The organism is Actinomycetospora lemnae (assembly GCF_028737315.1).
GTDB lineage: Bacteria > Actinomycetota > Actinomycetes > Mycobacteriales > Pseudonocardiaceae > Actinomycetospora > Actinomycetospora lemnae.
In genome coordinates this window covers 261,208-276,571 of sequence record NZ_JAQZAO010000002.1, presented here as the reverse complement: position 1 = coordinate 276,571, position 15,364 = coordinate 261,208, and the positions used below count along the sequence as shown (strand labels likewise).

General features: G+C 74.7%; 13 protein-coding genes. 3 read left to right on the top strand and 10 right to left on the bottom strand.

Annotated elements, in window-relative coordinates; genetic code table 11:
* Positions 1 to 29: 29 nt before the first annotated feature.
* Positions 30 to 299, top strand: coding sequence for a hypothetical protein (locus tag PGB27_RS05000; RefSeq protein WP_274199246.1), 270 nt, complete (start codon positions 30 to 32; stop codon positions 297 to 299).
* Positions 300 to 435: 136 nt separating this feature from the next.
* Here the strand turns inward: PGB27_RS05000 and yczR are convergent, their stop codons facing one another.
* Positions 436 to 1,968, bottom strand: coding sequence for a MocR-like transcription factor YczR (gene yczR / locus PGB27_RS04995; protein ID WP_274199245.1), 1,533 nt, complete (start codon positions 1,966 to 1,968; stop codon positions 436 to 438).
* A 120-nt stretch (positions 1,969 to 2,088) separates the two neighbouring features.
* Here yczR and PGB27_RS04990 point away from each other — a divergent pair, with 120 nt between their 5' ends.
* On the top strand, positions 2,089 to 2,364 hold the full coding sequence (locus tag PGB27_RS04990; protein ID WP_274199244.1) for a hypothetical protein: 276 nt from the start codon (positions 2,089 to 2,091) through the stop codon (positions 2,362 to 2,364).
* A 31-nt stretch (positions 2,365 to 2,395) separates the two neighbouring features.
* Here the strand turns inward: PGB27_RS04990 and pgl are convergent, their stop codons facing one another.
* The 6 genes from pgl to tkt are packed head-to-tail and all read right to left on the bottom strand — an operon-like array spanning position 2,396 to position 10,725.
* The gene (gene pgl, locus PGB27_RS04985) at positions 2,396 to 3,172 is read right to left on the bottom strand and encodes a 6-phosphogluconolactonase (RefSeq protein ID WP_274199243.1); all 777 of its coding nucleotides are present in this window, start codon (positions 3,170 to 3,172) and stop codon (positions 2,396 to 2,398) included.
* The gene (locus PGB27_RS04980) at positions 3,169 to 4,122 is read right to left on the bottom strand and encodes a glucose-6-phosphate dehydrogenase assembly protein OpcA (protein ID WP_274199242.1); all 954 of its coding nucleotides are present in this window, start codon (positions 4,120 to 4,122) and stop codon (positions 3,169 to 3,171) included. Before PGB27_RS04980 ends, pgl begins: the two co-directional genes overlap by 4 nt.
* Positions 4,123 to 4,135: 13 nt before the next feature.
* Positions 4,136 to 5,692, bottom strand: coding sequence for a glucose-6-phosphate dehydrogenase (gene zwf, locus PGB27_RS04975; protein WP_274199241.1), 1,557 nt, complete (start codon positions 5,690 to 5,692; stop codon positions 4,136 to 4,138).
* Positions 5,689 to 7,425 (bottom strand): glucose-6-phosphate isomerase, encoded by a 1,737-nt coding sequence (locus PGB27_RS04970; RefSeq protein WP_274199240.1) that lies wholly within the window; start codon positions 7,423 to 7,425, stop codon positions 5,689 to 5,691. The genes zwf and PGB27_RS04970 overlap by 4 nt, the downstream gene beginning before the upstream one ends.
* Positions 7,422 to 8,549 (bottom strand): transaldolase, encoded by a 1,128-nt coding sequence (tal, locus tag PGB27_RS04965; RefSeq protein WP_274199239.1) that lies wholly within the window; start codon positions 8,547 to 8,549, stop codon positions 7,422 to 7,424. The genes PGB27_RS04970 and tal overlap by 4 nt, the downstream gene beginning before the upstream one ends.
* A 28-nt stretch (positions 8,550 to 8,577) precedes the next feature.
* Positions 8,578 to 10,725 carry a transketolase gene (gene tkt, locus PGB27_RS04960; protein WP_408630009.1) on the bottom strand — a complete coding sequence of 716 codons (2,148 nt, stop codon included), beginning with the start codon at positions 10,723 to 10,725 and terminating at the stop codon, positions 8,578 to 8,580.
* A 427-nt stretch (positions 10,726 to 11,152) separates the two neighbouring features.
* Here tkt and PGB27_RS04955 point away from each other — a divergent pair, with 427 nt between their 5' ends.
* On the top strand, positions 11,153 to 12,088 hold the full coding sequence (locus tag PGB27_RS04955) for a heme o synthase (RefSeq protein WP_274199238.1): 936 nt from the start codon (positions 11,153 to 11,155) through the stop codon (positions 12,086 to 12,088).
* Between the two features lie 6 nt (positions 12,089 to 12,094).
* On the opposite strand, the gene PGB27_RS04950 is transcribed toward PGB27_RS04955, so the two are convergent.
* From PGB27_RS04950 to PGB27_RS04940, 3 genes are all read right to left on the bottom strand, one after another.
* Positions 12,095 to 12,940 carry a hypothetical protein gene (locus PGB27_RS04950; RefSeq protein ID WP_274199237.1) on the bottom strand — a complete coding sequence of 282 codons (846 nt, stop codon included), beginning with the start codon at positions 12,938 to 12,940 and terminating at the stop codon, positions 12,095 to 12,097.
* 420 nt (positions 12,941 to 13,360) lie between these two features.
* Positions 13,361 to 14,317 (bottom strand): quinone oxidoreductase family protein, encoded by a 957-nt coding sequence (locus PGB27_RS04945; protein ID WP_274199610.1) that lies wholly within the window; start codon positions 14,315 to 14,317, stop codon positions 13,361 to 13,363.
* Positions 14,318 to 14,327: 10 nt separating this feature from the next.
* Entirely contained in the window at positions 14,328 to 15,263 is a 936-nt protein-coding gene (locus PGB27_RS04940) for a COX15/CtaA family protein (protein ID WP_408630023.1), read from the bottom strand.
* Positions 15,264 to 15,364: the final 101 nt, after the last annotated feature.

Sequence of the window (15,364 nt, the reverse complement as noted above, 5' to 3'; positions counted from 1 at the left end):
TGTCCTCATCAGCGCAGGGGTGCGAGGGGATGGTCGAGATGGTCACGTTCTGGGGAGTGCTGCTGGTCCTGGGGTTCCTGGCGGTCGCGCGCTACGGCGTCGACAGCCGCGGTGAGCAGGACCCGACGGGTCGCGACCCGGCCTGGCCGGTGACGCGCCGGCCGCACACGGTGCGCGGGGACGCGGTGCTGCTGGGCGAGCTGGCCCGCCGGGTGGCGGCCCACCGGCAGCTGTGGGCGGCGTACGACCGCAGCCTGCGGCCGTGGGAGACGGAGCGCAGCGGAGCTCGACCCGAGTAGTGGGAGACGGAGCGCAGCGGAGCTCGACCCGAGTAGTGGGAGACGGAGCGCAGCGGAGCTCGACCCGAGTAGTGGGAGACGGAGCGCAGCGGAGCTCGACCCGAGCAGTGGGAGACGGAGCAGGCGCGGTCGGGGCTCACACGACGGTCGTGAGCGTGGAGGTCCCGACGCCGAGGGAGTCCCACGCCTCGGCGAGCCGGGCCACGGCGTCGTCGAGGGCGTCGGGGGTGAGGGTGTAGGGCAGGCGCAGGTACTGCTCGAACGCACCGCCGGTGGCGAACCGGGGACCGGCGGCGAGGTGGACGCCGAAGCGGCCCGCCGCCTCGACCAGGGCGCTCGAGCGGGGGACGCCGAGGTCGACCCAGAGGCTGAAGCCGCCCGAGGGGTTCGGGACGCGCCACTCGGGCAGGGCCTCGGCGAGGGCGGCGCGCAGGTGGTCACGACGGTGCGCGAGCACCCGGCGGCTCTGGTCCACGAGCTCGTCGAGACGCTCGACGAGACCGACGGCGACGAGCTGCTCGAGGACGGGGGTGGAGATGTCGTCCGACGAGCGGGCGGCCGCGATGCGCCGCAGCAGGGTCCGCGGGGCCCGCAGCCAGCCGATGCGCAGCCCGCCCCACACCGTCTTCGAGAGCCCGCCGGTGGTGATCACCGGGGTGCCGCCGGCGCCGGCCCAGGCGCCGAGGGGCGGCGGGACGGGGGTGTCGAGCCACATGTCGCGCAGGCAGTCGTCGACCACCAGCGTCACGCCGTGCCGCCCGGCCGCGGCGACGACGGCCGCCCGCGTCTCGGGAGGCATCACCGCGCCGGTCGGGTTCTGGTGGTCGACGACGAGGTAGCCGAGCGTGGGCGAGGACGCGCGCATCGCCGCGGCGAGGGCGTCGAGGTCCCAGCCGGGGCGGCCGGTCGCCGCGTCGTCGACCATCGCGACCGGCACCGCGCGCGCCGAGGCGTGGCGGCACAGCTCGATGGCGCCGGGGTAGGTGGGCTGCTCGATGAGCACCCGGTCGCCGGGACGGACGAGCGTGCGGGCCACGAGGGAGTGGGCGTGCTGGGCGCCGGCGGTGATCATCACCTCGTCCGCCGAGGTGCGCAGGCCCTGCGCGGTGAGCCGGGCGGCGACGGCCTCGCGCAGCGCGGGCAGCCCGAGGACGTCGTAGCCGGTGCTCGCGAGGTGGGTGGGCAGCTCCGCGAGCGCCCGCGCACCGGCCTCGGTCACGGCCTCCATGGGTGCCCAGGGCGCGGCGTGGGCGAGGTCGATGACCTCGCGGCCCGGCACCTGGGCGGTCGGCGTGCCCATCGGCGCGAACGGCGCGAAACCGGTGGCGCCGACGTGCAGCGTGCCGTCGAGCGGCGCCGGCGGCCCGCCCGGCCCGGACGGCCGCGCGGAGGGCACCGCCGTCCACGTGCCCGAGCCGCGCCGGCGCACGAGGTGGCCCGCCTCGCGCAGCTCCTCGTACGCCGCGGCGACCGTGCCGCGCCCGACACCGAGGGCGCCGGCGAGCTCGCGCTCGCTGGGGACCCGCGTGCCCACCGCCAGGCGTCCGTCGGCGAGCAGCGAGGTGATGCGCCCGGCGAGCGCGGCCTGCGCGCTGGCCCCCGGGCCACCGCTCTCGCGCCAGCCGGCGAGCAGGCGGGCGAGGCTCCCGGCACCGAGGTGGTCGTCCATGACCGAGCATCCTGCCACTTCTGCCACCTTGGCTGCCACTCCTGCCGAGGTGGCCCTGGGCAGAGCTGCCACTGCAGGCCACTGTGAAGGACGACCAGCCACGACCTGAGGAGGAATCCCATGGCCACCATCGTGTTCGGCGTCCTCGTCGTCGCCGCTCTCCTCGCCACCACGCGCTACGGCGCCGACTCGCGCTCCGGTGGCGACCCGACCGGGCGGGACCCTGCGTGGTCGTCGGCCCCCACGCGCCAGCACACCCCTCGGCGAGACCTCGCGCTGGGCCGCGCCCTGGCCGCCCGGTGGGCCGCCTACCTGCGGCTCTGCGACATTTACGAGCGCGAGCTGCGTCCGTGGGAGGCGCCGCCGGCGGAGCGGACGCGCCGTTCGATCGCCTAGAGGCGGCGAACAGCACGTTCGCTGCCCGGGGTCAGAGCTGCGCGGCCGCCGCCTCGTCGAGCAGCCACAGCGTCCGCTCGGTGCCGCGCAGCCCGGCGAGCGGGACGTCGACCTCGGACGCGCCGCCGTGCGCCCGGGCGATCGCCTCGGCCTTGCCCCCGCCGGCCGCCACCAGCCAGACCTCGCGGGCGTGACGGGCGGCGGGGAGCGTGAGGCTGACGCGCGTGGGCGGCGGCTTCGGGCAGTCGCGCACCCCGACGACCCCGGCCGCGGCCGCGTGGACGGCGGGGGAGTCGGGGAAGACCGACAGCACGTGGCCCTCGGGCCCGCAGCCGGCGAGCAGCACGTCGAACGCGGGGATCGCCGCGCCGCCGCCGAGCCGGGACGCCGCGGCCGACAGCGTCTTGGCGTAGGCGTCGGCGGCGAGGTCCGGGTCGCCCCCGCCGGCGTCCTCGGGGGCGTCGGACGCCGCCATCGGGTGGACGCGGGCGGGGTCGAGGGGCAGCGCGTCGAGCAGCGCCTCGCGCGCCTGGGCGTCGTTGCGCTCGGCGTCACCGGCGGGGACGAAGCGCTCGTCGCCCCAGAAGACCTCGACCGTGGGCCAGTCCACCTCGTCGCGCCGGGACGAGCCCGCGACCTCGCGCAGCATCGCGATCCCGATCCCGCCGCCGGTGAGCACCACCGACGCCGACCCGCGCGCGGCCTGGGCCTCGGCGAGTGCGGTGATCAGGCGGTCGGCGGCGTCCCGGGCCGTCGTCTGCTCGTCGGCGTGGACGACGACGGTCGGTTGCCCGCCCCCCGAGGTCATGCGCTCACCTTCCTCGACGGCCGCGAGCGTCCGGCCGGCACCGCCTCGAGCGCCTCGGCGAAGATGTCGTCGGGGTCGAGACGGCGCAGCTCCTCGGCGAGGCACTCACGGGTGGTGCGCCGCGACAGGGCCACGCGCCGGTCCGGCTGCCCGGACTGCGAGAGGACCGCGCTCTTCGCGTCGAGGCGTCGGAGCTCGACCGCGCCGCTCGCGCGCTCGAGACGCACCGCGGCGATCTGCCCGCCCTGGCCGCCCGGCACGTCCTCGGACTTGCGGCTCACCGGGCAGCCCAGCCGCGAGGCGAGCCAGCCGGCCAGGAGGTCGGTGGACGCCGAGTCCGCGGCGCCGGTCACCGACGCGGCGGTGATCCGCTCGTGCGGCGGCTGGTCGAGCGCCGCGGTGAGGAGCGCACGCCAGCTGGTGATCCGGCTCCAGGCGAGGTCGGTGTCGCCGGGGTGGTAGCGCTGGCGCAGCTTGCCCAGCGCCTTCGACGGCGACTTGGCCTGCGCGACGTCGGTGATCCGGCGCCCGGCGACCGACCCGACGGGGTCCTCCGCGGGCACCGCCGGCGCCTCGCCCGGCCACCACGCCACGATCGGCGCGTCGGGCAGGAGCAGGGGCACCACGATCGCGCCGCCCTGGTCGGCCAGCGGCCCGTACATGCGCAGGACGATGACCTCGCTCGCGCCGGCGTCGCCACCGATGCGGATCTGGGCGTCGAGCCGCGACGCGGCCCGGCGCACCCCGCGGGCGAGGACGAGCACGCGGCACGGGTGCTCGCGGCTGGCGTCGTTGGCGGCCTGGATCGCCGCCTCGGCCTCCGGGCCGTCCTCGGTGATGATGATCAGCGTCAGCACCCGCCCGAGCGCCACCGCGCCCGCGCTCTCGCGCAGGTCGACCATCGTGCGGTTGACCGCCGACGTGTCCGTCGACGGCAGGTCGACGATCATGTGTCCCTCTCCCTCATGGACGCCGCCAGACGCGACCGGTGCGCTCGAGCACGAGGTCGGCCGAGCGCGGGCCCCAGGTCCCGGCCGGGTAGCTGTCGGGCGTGCCCTCGCGGTGCCACTTCGCGATCACCGGGTCGAGGATGCGCCACGACAGCTCGACCTCGGTGTTGGTCGGGAACAGCGACGGCTCGCCGAGCAGGACGTCGAGCAGCAGCCGCTCGTAGGCCTCGGGGGAGGCCTCGGTGAACGCCGTGCCGTAGCCGAAGTCCATCGTGACGTCGCGGACCTCCATGCCCGAGCCCGGCACCTTCGACCCGAACCGCAGGGTGACGCCCTCGTCCGGCTGGACGCGCACGACCAGAGCGTTCTGGCCGAGCTCCTCGGTCATGGTCTGGTCGAACGGCAGGTGCGGGGCCCGCTTGAACACCACGGCGATCTCGGTGACGCGCCGGCCCAGGCGCTTGCCGGTGCGCAGGTAGAACGGCACGCCGGCCCAGCGGCGGGTGTTCACCTCGCACGTGATCGCCGCGTAGGTCTCGGTGACCGAGTCCGGCGGGAAGCCCTCCTCCTGCTGGAGGCCCTTGACCTCGGTCGAGCCCTGCCAGCCGGCGGCGTACTGCCCGCGGGCGGTGGTCTCGTCGATCGGCTCGGCGAGCGTCGTCGCCGACAGGACCTTGATCTTCTCCTCGCGCAGGTCGTCGGGGGAGAAGGAGACCGGCTCCTCCATCGCCGTCAGCGCGAGCAGCTGCAGCAGGTGGTTCTGGATGACGTCGCGCGCCGCGCCGATGCCGTCGTAGTAGCCGGCGCGCCCGCCCACCCCGATGTCCTCGGCCATCGTGATCTGCACGTGGTCGACGTGGTGGGCGTTCCAGATGGGCTCGAACAGCTCGTTGGCGAACCGCAGCGCCAGCAGGTTCTGGACGGTCTCCTTGCCGAGGTAGTGGTCGATCCGGAAGACCGAGTCCTCGGGGAAGACGTCGTTGACGATGCCGTTGAGCTCCTGCGCCGAGCGCAGGTCGTGCCCGAAGGGCTTCTCGATGACGACGCGGCGCCACACGTCCCCCTCGTCGTCGGCGAGGCCCGAGCGCGAGAGCTGCTTGCACACGGTCGGGAACGCCGACGGCGGGATCGACAGGTAGAACGCGTGGTTGCCGTTGGTGCCGCGCTGGGCGTCCAGCTCGGCGACACACGCCGCCAGCCGGTCGAACGCCTCGTCGTCGTCGAAGGTGCCCTGCACGAACCGCAGCCCCTCCGACAGGCGGTCCCAGACCTCCTGCCGGAAGGGCGTGCGGGAGTGCTCCCGCACCGCGTCGTGCACGACCTCGGCGAAGTCCTGGTCGGCCCAGTCGCGGCGCGCGAACCCGACGAGCGCGAAGCCCGGGGGGAGCAGGCCGCGGTTGGCGAGGTCGTAGATGGCGGGCATCAGCTTCTTGCGGGCCAGGTCACCGGTCACGCCGAACAGGACGAGACCGGAGGGCCCCGCGATCCGCGGGAGGCGCTTGTCGCGTGCGTCCCGCAGCGGGTTGGTCCACTCCCCGTGGACCCCCGCGTGTCCCGACCCGAAGGTCACCGGCCCACCACCCCGTCGTCTGGTCGAGCTCCGCTGCGCTTCGTCTCCCGCACCGCGTTCGCGAGCGCCACCAGCCCGGCGGCGCGGTCCGCCAGGTGCAGCCGCAGGACCGGCCGCGGCGTGCCGCCGTTCTTGGCCGCCGCGAGCACCCCGGCGTCCCCGCGCGCCTGCGCGTGCTCGAGCGTGCCGAACGTGAACGGCTGCCCGGGGATGGCCAGGTCGTCGGCCACCGAGCCCGTGATCTGCAGGAACACGCCGTTCTGGTGCCCGCCCTTGTGGTACTGACCGGTCGAGTGGAGGAACCGCGGCCCCCACCCGAACGTGGTCTGCAGCCCCGTCGCCTTCGCCAGCTCCGGGCGCAGCGTCGCGAACGAGGCGTCGTCGAGCCGGTCGAGGTAGGCCTGGATCGCGATGTAGCCGTGGTCCGGCGCCGCGTCCACCAGCGCCTGGATGGCGTCGATGACGGTGTCCGGCGTCCCGAGCCAGCTCGCGTCGCCCGCGGCCCGGATCTCGACCGGGCCGTCGGTGGCGATCGGGGCGTCGTCGGCGGCGGCCCCACCGTCGCCGCCCGACCCGTCGCCGGCCGCGGCCAGCAGGTCACGCGTGGCCTGCTTGGCGGACTCGACGTCGGGCTGGTCGAACGGGTTGATCCCGAGGAGGCGCCCGGCCAGCGCGACGGCGTGCTCCCAGAGCAGGAACTGCCCGCCGAGCGTGCCGGTGACCGACACCTGTGCGCCGGACTCCGCCGGCCCGACGGCCACCGCGGTGGCGTCGCTGCCGTGGTCGCCGAAGCCCGGTGCACTCCCTGGATCCGCATCGGGGCTGCCCTCCACGACGACCGGGAGCAGACCGGTGCCCTGCTTGCCGGTGGACTCGGCGATGAGCTGCTCGGCCCAGTTGCCGAAGCCGACCAGCCCGGAGCCGGTGTCGGCCAGCACGACCTTCTCCGCGCCGGCGCCGTGCGCCGCCGCCATGGCCGCGGCGAGGCGGATCGCGGGGTTGTCGGCGCTGTCGCGCGCGAGCTCCGGGGCGACCGCGGCCGCCTCGTCGAGCAGCGCGCCCACGTCGACGCCGGTGAGCGCCGAGGGCACGAGACCGAACGCGGTGAGCGCCGAGTAGCGCCCACCGACGCCCGGGTCGGCCTCGATGAGCTTGCGGTAGCCCTGGTCGCGGGCGAGGTCCGCGAGCTTCGTGCCCGGGTCGGTGACGACGACCATGCGCGAGGCGGCGTCGATGCCGTTGGCCTCGAACACCTCGGCGAACACCCGGCGCTGGCTGTCGGTCTCGACGGTGCCGCCCGACTTCGACGACACGACGAGCACCGTGCGGGACAGGTCGCCCGCGAGCGCGTCGGAGACCTGCATCGGGTCGGTGGTGTCCAGCACGACCAGCGGGAACTCGCCACCGATCGCCCCGCCCGACCGGGTCGCGCAGATGACCTCGGGGGCCAGCGACGAGCCGCCCATGCCCGCGAGCACGACGCGGTCGACGCCGTCGTCGTGCAGCTCGCGGCGCAGGGCGGTCAGCTCGTCGACCAGCGGGCGCGAGGTCTCGTGCAGGGTCACCCAGGCGAGGCGCTTGCTCGCCTCGGGCTCGGCGTCCGGACCCCACAGGGTGGCGTCGCCGGCCGAGAGCTTCGACGCCGCGGCGTCGCCGACGAGCTTCTCGACCAGCGCGTCGGCGGCGTCGGAGAGCCCGGAGTCGACGATGTCGACCTCGACGCCGCCGCTCACTGCGCCTGCTCCGGGCTCCGGCGGGTCAGCTGGTCGGACACCGTGGCGGTGAGCTCCTGCCAGGAGTCGTCGAACTTCTGGACGCCCTCGTTCTCGAGCGTGAGGAAGACGTCGTCGATGTCGATGCCGACGTGGCTGAGCCCCGCGAACACCTCGCGCGCCGCCTCCTCGGTGCCGCTGACCGCGTCGCCGTGCAGCTCGCCGTGGTCGGCGAACGCCGTCAGCGTCGCCTCCGGCATCGTGTTCACGGTGTTCGGGGCGACCAGCTCCGTGACGTAGAGCGTGTCCGGGTAGGCCTTGTTCTTCACGCCGGTCGAGGCCCAGAGGGGGCGCTGGGCCTTGGCCCCGGCGCCCTTGAGCGCCGCCCACCGCTCGGTGCCGAACACCTCGAGGTAGGCCGCGTAGGCGAGGCGGGCGTTGGCGATCGCCGCGGTGCCGCGCAGGTTCAGCGCGGCCTCGGTGCCGATGGCATCGAGGCGCTTGTCGACCTCGGAGTCCACGCGCGAGACGAAGAACGACGCGACCGACGCCATCGACGACAGGTCGTGCCCGTTGGCGCGGGCCTGCTCCATGCCGGCGAGGAACGCGTCCATGACCTGGCGGTAGCGCTCGACCGAGAAGATCAGGGTGACGTTGACGCTGATGCCCTCGGCGAGCGTGCGCGTGATCGCCGGGATGCCCTCGAGGGTCGCCGGGATCTTGATCATGAGGTTGGGCCGGTCGACCGTCTTCCACAGGTCGGCGGCCTCGGCGACGGTGCCCTCGGTGTCGTGGGCCTTGCCCGGGTCGACCTCGAGCGAGACGCGGCCGTCGACGCCGCCGGTGCGCTGCCACACGCTGCGGAAGACGTCGCAGGCGCGCCGGACGTCCTCGGTGGTGAGCTCGCGGATCGCCTCCTCCACCGAGGCGCCGCGGGCGGCGAGCCCGTCGAGGTCCTCGGCGTAGTGGTCGGCCTGCGCGAAGGCGCTGGCGAAGATCGTCGGGTTGCTGGTGACGCCGACGACCTCGTACTCCTCGATCAGCGAGGTGAGGTTGCCGGACTCGATGCGCTGGCGGGACAGGTCGTCGAGCCAGACCGACACGCCGGCCGCGGAGAGGTCGGCGAGGGGGGTGTTGCTGGCCATGGGGTCCTCCTCGGACTGCGGACCGGGATCAGGAGCGCTCGGCGCGCTCGGCGGCGCGGGCGAGCGAGCGGCGTCCGGCCTCGACCACGTGCTCGGTCGTGAAGCCGAACTGCTGGAACAGGGTCTTGTAGTCGGCGCTGGCCCCGAAGTGCTCGATCGAGACGCACTCGCCGTCGTCGCCGACGAACTTGTGCCACGACTGGGCGACGGCCGCCTCGACCGAGACGCGCGCCGTGACCTCCGGCGGGATGACGTGGCGGGTGTACGACCGGTCCTGCGCCTCGAACCACTCGACGCAGGGCATGCTCACCACGCGCGTGGGAACGCCCTCGGCCTCGAACACCTTCCGCGCCTCGACGGCGAGCTGCACCTCGGAGCCGGTGGCGATGAGCACCAGTCGGGGCTGCCCGCCGCTCGCGTCGGCGAGGACGTAGCCGCCGCGGCCGACGCCGTCGGTGTCGGTGCCCTCGAGGATCGGCAGGTTCTGCCGGGTCAGCGCGAGGCCGGCGGGCCCGGTCGGGTTGTCGAGGATGTGCCGGACGCACGCGGCGGTCTCGTTGGCGTCCGCGGGACGCACGACCGACAGGCCCGGCACCGCGCGGAGCGAGGCGAGCTGCTCGATCGGCTGGTGGGTGGGCCCGTCCTCGCCGAGACCGATCGAGTCGTGGGTCCAGATGTAGGTCGTCGGCAGCTTCATCAGGGCCGCGAGCCGGACCGGCGGGCGCATGTAGTCCGAGAAGATCAGGAACGTGCCGCCGTAGACGCGGGTGCCGCCGTGCAGCGCGATCCCGTTGAGGATCGAGCCCATGGCGTGCTCGCGGACCCCGAAGTGCAGGGTGCGGCCGTAGGGGCTCATCCGGCCCCACATGTTCGTGGAGACCGTCGATGGGCCGAACGAGTCGGCGCCCTTGATCGTGGTGTTGTTCGACTCCGCGAGGTCGGCCGACCCGCCCCAGAGCTCGGGCAGCACGGGGCCGATCTCGCCGAGGATCTTCTGCAGGGCCTTGCGGGTGGCGACCGGGTCGCCGCCGGCCTCCCAGGTCGGGAGCTTCTCGTGCCACCCGTCGGGCAGCTGGCGACGGGCCATGCGCTCGAGCAGCGCGCGGCGCTCGGGGTTGGCCTCGGCCCAGTCGGCGAACTGCTTGTCCCACTGCTCGTGGGCGGCCTTGCCGCGCTCGCCGACGCCGCGGGTGTGCTCGAGGACGTCCTGGTCGATGTGGAAGTGGGCGTCCGGGTCGAAGCCGAGGATCTCCTTGACGGCGCGGACCTCGTCCTCGCCCAGCGCCGCGCCGTGCGCCGCCCCGGTGTTCATCTTCTCCGGCGCGGGATAGCCGATGATCGTCCGCAGCGCGATGAAGCTGGGACGGCCGGTCTCGGCCCTCGCGTTGGCCAGCGCCTCGCGGATCCCGACGACGTTCTCGCCGCCGCGCACCACCTGCGTGTGCCAGCCGTAGGCCTCGTAGCGCTTCACCACGTCCTCGGACAGGGCGACGGTGGTGTCGTCCTCGATCGAGATGTGGTTGTCGTCGTAGATGACGACGAGGTTGCCGAGCTGCTGGCGGCCGGCGATCGAGCTCGCCTCGGCCGTCACGCCCTCCTCGATGTCACCGTCGGAGGCGATGACGTAGATGAAGTGGTCGAACGGGCTCTCGCCCTCCGGCGCCTCCGGGTCGAACAGGCCGCGCTCGCGGCGGGCGGCCATCGCCATGCCGACCGCCGACGCGAGACCCTGGCCCAGTGGGCCGGTGGTGATCTCGACGCCGGGCGTGTGGCTGTACTCCGGGTGGCCCGGGGTGGCCGAGTCCCAGGTCCGCAGCTCCTGCAGGTCGCGCATCTCCAGGCCGTAGCCGGCGAGGAACAGCTGCAGGTAGAGCGTGAGGCTCGAGTGTCCGGCGGACAGGACGAAGCGGTCACGGCCCTGCCAGCCCGGCGCCGCCGGGTCGTGGCGCATCGTGTGCTGGAAGAGCTCGTAGGCCAGGGGGGCGAGGGACATCGCCGTCCCCGGGTGACCGTTGCCGACCTTCTGGACGGCGTCGGCGGCGAGCACGCGGATGGTGTCCACGGCCTTCTGGTCGAGGTCGGACCAGTCGTCCGGACGGTGCGGGGTCAGGAGCGCCTGGATCTCGTCCGGGTCCTCGCTCGCGGGCTGCGTGCTGCTCACATCGGTCGCGGTCACGAACCGTGCCTTTCCTGCGCGTGTCGTGCGCCGTGGGCGCGGCCACGACGCGTCGGTCCTTGCCCGGGCTCCGGCGTCGGACGGCGGCGTCGCACGACCACGTGCCCCGGCCCGGGCGATGCTCCCACGGGATCGATTCGGGTCCGCACCACGGCGGCTCGGACCTGCATCGATCCTCCGTCATGGCACGCCAGTGCGTATACCCTCCGCGCCCCTCACGGACACCGGACACCTATGATCGCCGGGTCGTTCGGCGAGCGGTCCCGACCGCGTCACGTGCCCGTGACGTGTCGGACACCGCACCGCCCGGGGGACGCCCCCCGCGAGCGCGCGGAGCCGCGGGGGTGCAGACTTCCCCGACGACAGCGTGTAGGAGACGCGCGTCGTGCCAGGAGCAGTTCCGTCCACCACAGCGAGGTGCCCCCGAGTGAGCACGGCGGTCGGCCCGGTCCCCGCGACGCGGCGGGGCGGTCTGCTCACCACCGTGCGGGCCTACCTGGCGCTGACCAAGGCCCGGATCATCGAGCAGCTGCTCGTGGTCACGGTGCCGGCGATGATGCTCGCCGAGCGGTCGGTGCCGTCCCTCTGGCTCGTGCTGGCGGTGCTCGTCGGCGGCGCCGGCGCCGCGGCCAGCGCGCACGCGTTGAACTGCGTCGTCGACGCGGACATCGACGCGAAGATGGCCCGCACCCGCAAGCGTCCCCTGGCCCGCGACGCGGTGCCCCGCTCGCACGCCCTGGTCTTCGGGCTGCTGCTCGGCGCGGCGTCGGCCGTGTGGCTCGGGCTGACCGCGAACTGGGTCGCGGCCGGCCTGTCGGTCGCGGCGATCGCGTTCTACATCCTCGTCTACACGCTGCTGCTCAAGCGCCGGACCTCGCAGAACATCGTCTGGGGCGGCGCGGCCGGCTGCATGCCGGTGGTGATCGGCTGGGCGGCCGTGACGGGCACCGTGCAGTGGCCCGCCCTGGTGCTCTTCGCGATCATCTTCTTCTGGACGCCGCCGCACTTCTGGGCGCTCGCGATGCGCTACCGCGACGACTACGCCGCGGCCGGCATCCCGATGCTGCCCGTCGTCGCCTCGCCCCGGCGCGTGAGCCGCCAGATCGTCGCGTACTCCTGGGCGATGGTGGCCTGGTCGGCGCTGCTGATCCCCGCGACCTCCTGGATCTACCTGGGGGCCGCCGCGCTCGGCGGGATCTGGTTCCTCGTCGCGGCCCACCGCCTCGACCGCGCGGTCAGGCGTGACGAGGTGGTGCAGTCGATGCGGCTGTTCCACCTCTCGAACACCTACCTCACCGGGCTCTTCGTGGCCGTGGCGGTGGACTCGGCCATCGGCTGGCCGGTCTTCGGCTGGCCGTTCTAGGCTCCGCTAGACCCACAGCCGCGGCGCGGACGGCCGTCGCGGGAGGCGTCCGCGCATGTCCGGGACGTCGCGCCACCGCAGCCGGTCGAGGCGCGCGGAGAACGCGACGATGCGCTCGACCACCTGCGCCACGGGTTGCTCGCCGCCGGCCCCGAGCGACACCACCTCCCACCCGTGGTCGAGCAGCGCGCCCGCGCGCGACCACGCGTCCGCGGGATCGCGGTCCACGAGCACGCCGCCGCGTGTCCCCGGCCAGGCCAGGTCGAGCTCGGCGACGACCTCCTCGGTCGCCGCCACCGTCACCACCGCGCCCACCACCGGGGTCGGCAGGCGCGCGGACAGCACCCCGAGCCGCACCCGGGTGCGCCGGGGCGTGTCGGTCCGCGGGTTCATCAGGGCCGCAGCCGCGCGCACCCGGGCCATCCCACGCTCGCCGGTGTGCCGGTCGGCCAGCGCGACGACGTCGGCCCCTCCGAGCCCGCAGCGCCGGGCGAGGGCGTCGGCGACCACCACCGCCTCCACCGTGGGCAGGCGGCGGGCGACCTCGAGGACCGTCCGCGCGGGCGAGGTGAGGCGCAGGACCGCGCCGTCGCTCCCGTCCGGCCACGTGACGACCTCGTCCTGCGGCAGCGCGGCGCGCCGGACGTCGAGGTCTCCCCGCGATCGGATGCCCGCGCCCGGCACCAGGACCTCGGTCAGCCCCGAGAGCTCCGTGGTGGTGGTGACGTCCGCGACCGCCGCGCCGGCGCCCCAGAGCACCGCCGCGGCCGTCCCCGTCAGGCTCCCGTCGGGGTGGCGCAGCATCGCGGCGCGGGCCAGCGTGACCTGGTCGACGGCCGTCCCGGCGCTCACGTAGACGTCGTGCCCGAGGGGGACGAATCCCGGCCCGCGGAGCCGTCCCGGCGTGAGGAGGCCACGCCCGACGGCTTCGGACCCGCGGAACGGTCGCTCGAGGTCCATGCCGGCTTCGACGCAGCCCGCGCCCGGGCGGTTCCGTGCGCCGACAGCTCTCCATCTCGATCTCTCGAGAGTGTCCGGGCTGCTGGACACTGGCGACACTCTCGGGAGATCGATCTGGAGGTGCGCGGGACCCCCTCGCCGTCGGCACGAGCCGACGCGACGAGCCCGGATCGACGACGGCCCGCGCCGCCCCACGAGATCGGGGCCTGCTGACACGCCACGGCGTCCGAGACGACCTCTCTCGTTCGATCTCCCGGGAGTGTCACCACGGCGGTGCGCTGACGACATCCTCGAGAGATCGGGACGGAGAGCTCACGGCAGCAGGAGCAGCTTGCCCGTCGTCCGGCGCGACTGGAGGTCGCGGTGGGCGGTGGCGGCGTCGTCGAGGGCGTAGCGGCCGCCGATGCGCACCGACAGGTCGCCGGCCGCGACCGCGGAGAACACGTCGGACGCCCGGGCCGCCAGGGCCTCGGGGGTGCGGACGTGCCAGTGCAGGGACGGGCGGGTGAGGTAGAGCGAGCCGCCGCTGTTGAGGCGCTGGGGGTCGACGGGCGGGACCGGGCCGCTCGCGGCGCCGTAGAGGGCCAGCACGCCCCGGATGCGCAGGCTCGCCAGGGACGCGTCGAAGGTGGCGGCGCCGACGCCGTCGTAGACCGCCGCGACGCCTTCGCCGTCGGTGAGGGCGCGGACCCGGTCGGCGAGGTCGTCCCCGTACCGCAGGGTCTCGTGCGCGCCGGCCCCGCGGGCCAGGGCGTCCTTCTCCTCCGACGAGGTCGTCGCGAGCACCCGGGCTCCGAGCGCGCGGGCCATCTGGCACAACAGCAGGCCCATGCCCCCGGCGCCGGCGTGCACGAGCACGACGTCGCCCGGCGCCACCGGGTAGGTGTCGTGGAGCAGGTAGTGGGCGGTCATGCCCTGGAGGACCACCGCGGTGGCGGTCTCGAGGTCCACGGCGTCCGGGACGGTGACGAGCTCGGCGGCCGGGACGGTCGCGAGCGTCGCGTAGGAGCCGAGGGTGTTGGTCCAGACCACGCGGTCGCCGGGCGCGACGGTGGTGACGCCGGCGCCGACGGCGCGCACGGTGCCGCCGCCCTCGAGGCCGGGCACGAAGGGCAGCGACGTCGGGTAGGTGCCGGTGCGGAAGTAGGTGTCGATGTAGTTGACGCCGATCGCCGCGAGCTCGACGAGCGCCTCGCCCTCGCCGGGCTCGGGGTCGGGCAGGTCGGCGGGCTCGAGCACCTCGGGGCCGCCGAGGCGGGTCACGCGGATGGCGCGCACGTCAGGACCTCCCGGCCAGCGCGGGAGCGGGGACGTCGGAGGCCGCGAGCGTCACGGCGTCCGGCTCGGCGGTCGCCGACCACAGCCAGGCCGTCGCCGCGACGATGACCACGGCGCCGAGGACGTGCAGTGCCACGAGGAGCTCGGGGACGCCGAGGGCGTACTGGACACCGCCGAGCGCTCCCTGCGCGAGCGTCAGGACGACGAGCACCCGCAGTCGCACGATCACCGCCCGGGGCGCGCCGACCGCGTGGACCATGAAGCCCACGCCCACGAGCAGGCCGAGGAACGCGAACAGCAGGTGGGCGTGCGCCGTCGCGAGCGAGGGGAGCGGGATCGCGGCCAGGCGGGGGGTGGCGGCGTCGCCGCCGTGCGGTCCGGCGGCCGTGACGAGCGTGCCGGCCACGAGCAGGGCGACGAGCACGACCGAGGTCACGACCAGCAGCCCGCGCAGCGCCGGCGCGACCGCGGGGCGCCAGGGCGTCCCCGGCGGCGCGGCCACGGCGGCGGGGGAGGACTCGCGCACGAGGAGCACGGCGAGCCAGATGAGCGGGATCGTGACGAGGAAGTGCGGCGCCACCGTGTACCAGGCCAGGCCCGCGAGCACCGTGATCCCGCCGATGACGGCCTGCGCGACCACGCCGAGGGGCATCGTCGCCGCGAGGAGGATCAGCCGGCGCCGGCGCGGGCGGACGTTGATCGCGGCGAGCAGGCAGGCCCCGGTGACGAGCACGAGGGCGATCCCGAGCAGGCGGTTGCCGAACTCCACCCACTGGTGCAGGACCGCGATCTCGGGGTGCGGGACGGGCACGAGGCTGCCCGGGAAGCACTGGGGCCAGGTCGGGCAGCCGAGCCCGGACCCGGTGACGCGGACGACGGCACCCGTGACCGCGATGCCCGCCTGGCCGACGACCGCGGCCATGGCGAGCCCGCGCATCAGCCGGGGCGGGGTGGCGGGGAGGCGCTCCAGCACGAGGCCGATCCTAGGACGCGCAGCGCTGCGGAGCCGGATCAGTCCTACGACCGGTCGTAGGCGCG